Genomic DNA, 4,365 nt, shown 5'->3' on the forward strand with positions numbered 1-4,365 from the left:
TGAACCGGATGAATCGTCTTGGCGAGTCCATTATGCGCCATTTGCGCGACTTTATTCGCTTGTACTTTGTTCAAATTCGCGTTGCTCGCAACCACTGCGATGGTAGTGTTTGTCCCTGCCGGAACCGGGGGAGTTGCCGCATCGATCATCCAGGACAGGCTATCGCGGATCTTGCCATCCTCTCCCCTTGCTCCTGCCAAAATTTCTCCTGTGGAGGGTAACCGCACTTCTCCGACGGCATTCACCGCTACGATTGCACCTACGACGAGACCATTTGGCAGACGGCGAGAAGCTTATAATAAGGACACTTTTATGAGAATCTTATCACCTCCTTTCTTTAGGTACAGAACGGTACAAATTTTAAAGCTCTTTTACTTCTCCTGTCTGTGCATTGATTTGTAGAATAGTATCTGTTTTATGATCATAGTCGGTTGCTTTTATCAGCCAATGATCTTTCTGTCCACTTGCACTTTTAATAATGATTCCATCATTATGTGTGCTCTTTAAGTAATTGATTGCGTGCTGAATCGCACTTTTTTCATCCATTTGATTAATAGGATTTTTGCTTTCTTCATTAATGACAAGTTTACTGAGTTCTGCGCCACTGGGATAAGACTGTGCTGATGGTGTTGTTGACCATGTAGAAACTGTGTGACCAACTTCGATTTCATCATACGAGATGCTATTCCCCTTGCTATCGAGGAATACGGCTTCTTCTTTTGGGAAATACCACTCTGCTGCATAGAAATTCTCATCGCTCGTCTTGGTTTCATCATTTTCTATAACTAAGAGACCTTTTTTTTCAAAATCTTTTTCAGTTACGTATCCTGTTAATGCTTGCTTTTCAACATTCTTGTGATTAGTTGCACATCCAGTTATAAGTAATGCGGCAATAATTAGTATCATAGCCTTTTTCAATGTGCTCATTTCCTTTCTTATTCCCCATGAAAAACCTTCCCTCATGGGGAACTTTATTTCAACTAGTTACCAGTAAAAATTGAATCAATGTTAAAATAATCTTCTATTTCGCTAATATGTGTGTAAACTCCAGTATCTGCGCTATGAACTCCTATTGCTGTTCCACCGTAAAATATAGGCCCTCCGCTATCCCCTGGTACTTCTGAATAACTAGCTTGTCTCATGTTAGTAAAGTATTGTTTGTCTCCATTTGGGCTTTCTATATTCCCCCTCCAATTAGTTGATTTCAACGTTCCACACTTCACTCTTTTCATTTGACTTCCTGAAATGCAAACTGTATCTCCAATGGTTTCATCCCTTGTTCTTTGAACCTCTGTAATAGTATTGTATTCTGATTTATAATTTCCAAAAACATAGTAAGTAGAATCGTCAGATCCGTTTGTTAGTTCGATGAGTGCTGCATCTACACTACCACCGAAATTAAAATCTGCGGTTTTACCAAACCTTGCTCCTCCTTGCTCAAATCTATCCCCAACATTTTCTGTGCAGTGTCCAGCAGTTAAAACATAAAAATCGTTATCCTTTTGCACTGAAAACGCAGAAGTGCAATTTCGGTTTTCTGTAGTATTTTTTATTCTTAAGCCAGTTTGAATTGGTCTAAATTTGTCGCTTGGCTGAGATTGAGCTTTGCGCGCTTCTTCTACCTTTATATTGAAAATATCAACATTAAAGCCCATTTCAACTAATACATTCTCTTCATCTACTTCTGCCAAAAGAAGCTTTGCTGCCCTTTTTGCTGATGATTTTTCTTTTACTCCAATGTTAATTTTTTGAGTTGGCAAGTCAACATTAACAGAAACTATATCTAACCCTTTTTCCATAAGGTTTAATCTATTTTGAAAGACATTATCAGCTATTTTGTTTAGCTCATCCTCTGAGTATTCCGTAAAGTAAATGTTTAACTTGTCTTCTTCGTATAACTCTTGCAATTCATCAAGATGTTTTTCTACTGTAGTTTTTGCATTGGCTTTAAATCCAATATTAACTACTCCGCCTGATTCTTGATCAATATATATTCCAGCAAACTCCTCTTTAAGATTTTTTTCAATAAATGCTTTTATTGATGGAATACTTTCTTTTTGCTGATTTATTCTTTCATCAAGGTCTTGTTCTTCTTCCATAGTTAAATAAGCTCCGAACTTAGAGAGTTTATATTCGTCATTCTCTAAGTCCTTTTTTGATAATTCATCAAGACCCATTTCCTTTCGGAATCTGTTACTGTCATCAATTTCTACTGCGGTTTCATTTTCATTTGCATTGATTGGACTTATGTTTGTTAACAACAAAGAAGTACCTAAAGCAGTTGCAGTGATAATAGAGCTTTTATTCAAATGGTATAACGATTTCTGTCTCTTTTATTGAAAGCGCCACATAACCTTCTGGCACATAAGCCTGTTCTGTTAGCATATGTGTAATATCTGTTTCGTCACCCCATCTTTGACTACCGATAGATAGGCACATCGACCATTTCTATTGATCTATTTTCGTTCGCCCCTAAAACAAAACAGCCTGTCATTAAGACAGACTGTCCTCTCCGTATAATTGATGAATCATATCCATGTTTACGTATTGTTTGATTGGAAACCAATTATACATTTCATAACCATTCCCTATCTTCAAATTTTCCATCTCGATCAAGGATTTGCTTTGCCATATAAACCATTCCAATGCGTTGAATGTTTTACAGTAAAGCTTGAAATGTTAAAGGGGTCTTCATCACTAATTCCTGAAAGGCGAGTATAAATTACATGTGTATTAATTCTATACGTCAAAAATGGTATCCAGTGCCTCATAATATTCGCCCAATCCCTTTAGTACTTGGCACCGCCGATTGATCAATCAAAAATAACCGTAGCTGGAATGATGGGGACGACGCATGACTCCACTTGCTGCATCCAATCCATAGGCACTACCCCTGTTTAAACGATAGCATTGACCTCCTGGACAGAATGGATCGGATTCAACAAATCCGTTTCTCGTGTCACAGGTCCCCTCTGCACTTTTGGTCGGAAAGTCGTATATCTTTTTGCCCTTTTACAGTTTCCTTAAAAAAAGAATGGCGAAGATGACGCCTTTTTACTATAATGAAAAACTGTGAAAAACGGCCCCGACTTTTCTGAAAGGGGAAAGTCACTATACGATATAGAAATGAGGAATATATTTGAACCTTCAACAACTAAAAATGGAATGGTTTTCTAACGTACGTGCTGACGTGCTCGCAGGTATTACGGTTGCACTTGCCCTGATTCCAGAAGCCATCGCTTTTTCTATTATTGCCGGTGTCGATCCAATGGTTGGATTGTACGCTTCCTTTTGCATCGCAGTCATCATTGCGTTTGTCGGAGGAAGACCAGGCATGATTTCTGCAGCAACTGGTGCTATGGCATTATTAATGATTACTCTGGTCAAGGAGCATGGCATCGAGTATTTATTTGCGGCGACTGTTCTGACCGGTATTTTGCAAGTGATACTGGGGACCTGTAAAATCGGCAGGCTGACGACCTTTGTCCCTCATACCGTTGTGATTGGTTTCGTCAATGCGTTGGCTATTCTCATCTTTATGGCTCAGCTTCCCCATTTCATTGGGGCATCCTGGGTAATGTACGTCATGCTGGCTGGAACGCTCGCGATCATTTATTTGTTGCCGCGTCTCACCAAAGCAGTCCCTTCTGCTCTCGTAGCAATCATTGTCATGACTGTTATTTCCATCTGGGCAGGCCTTGATGTACGAACCGTTGGTGACATGGGTGAAATCACACGTCAATTGCCAATGTTCCACCTTCCCAGTGTCCCGTTGAACTGGGAAACACTCATGATCATACTGCCTTACTCCTTTCCACTTGCATTGGTCGGGATTCTGGAATCATTGATGACTGCTGCCATTCTTGATGAGATGACAGATACGCGCAGCAACAAAAATACAGAAGTGAAAGGCCAAGGGATCGCCAACATCATCACCGGATTCTTTGGCGGAATGGCTGGTTGTGCCATGATCGGACAGTCCGTTATCAATGTGAAATCAGGTGGGCGTGGCCGCCTGTCCACCTTGGTTGCAGGGATTTTTCTCTTGTTCTTGATCCTGGTCCTTGGGGACGTCGTCAAACAAATCCCGATGGCTGCCCTCGTCGGTGTCATGGTCATGGTATCGATCGGGACATTTAACTGGCAGTCAATACGGGATCTGCGGAAAATTCCTTTCGGGGATGCCATTGTGATGATTACTACGGTGATCGTCGTCGTCGCTACGCACGATTTGGCAAAAGGGGTCATTTCTGGCGTGATCCTGAGTGCCGTCATTTTTGGCTGGAGGATGGCTCGATTGCATGCCTCCTCCTATGAGAGCGATACGGGCGAAAAAGTGTACACCGTCTCAGGTCAGCTCTTCTT

The 4,365-nt window shown here is 41.0% G+C and carries 3 protein-coding genes and 1 pseudogene; 1 reads left to right on the top strand and 3 read right to left on the bottom strand.

Going from position 1 to position 4,365, the window contains the following annotated elements; all coding sequences use genetic code 11:
• From C7R94_RS28410 to C7R94_RS28420, 3 genes and pseudogenes are all read right to left on the bottom strand, one after another.
• Positions 1-293 (bottom strand): annotated as a pseudogene (locus C7R94_RS28410) (P1 family peptidase); the annotation flags it as partial.
• A 67-nt stretch (positions 294-360) separates the two neighbouring features.
• Positions 361-927, bottom strand: coding sequence for a DUF3221 domain-containing protein (locus C7R94_RS28415; RefSeq protein WP_106785896.1), 567 nt, complete (start codon positions 925-927; stop codon positions 361-363).
• Positions 928-980: 53 nt separating this feature from the next.
• Positions 981-2,261, bottom strand: coding sequence for a S1 family peptidase (locus C7R94_RS28420; RefSeq protein WP_106785897.1), 1,281 nt, complete (start codon positions 2,259-2,261; stop codon positions 981-983).
• An 899-nt stretch (positions 2,262-3,160) separates the two neighbouring features.
• Between C7R94_RS28420 and C7R94_RS28430 the strand changes: the two genes are divergently transcribed.
• Positions 3,161-4,365 (top strand): SulP family inorganic anion transporter (locus C7R94_RS28430; RefSeq protein ID WP_106785898.1); only part of this gene is annotated, 1,205 nt, incomplete at its 3' end.

This window comes from Brevibacillus sp. NRRL NRS-603 (genome assembly GCF_003013445.1).
Classification (GTDB): domain Bacteria; phylum Bacillota; class Bacilli; order Brevibacillales; family Brevibacillaceae; genus Brevibacillus; species Brevibacillus formosus.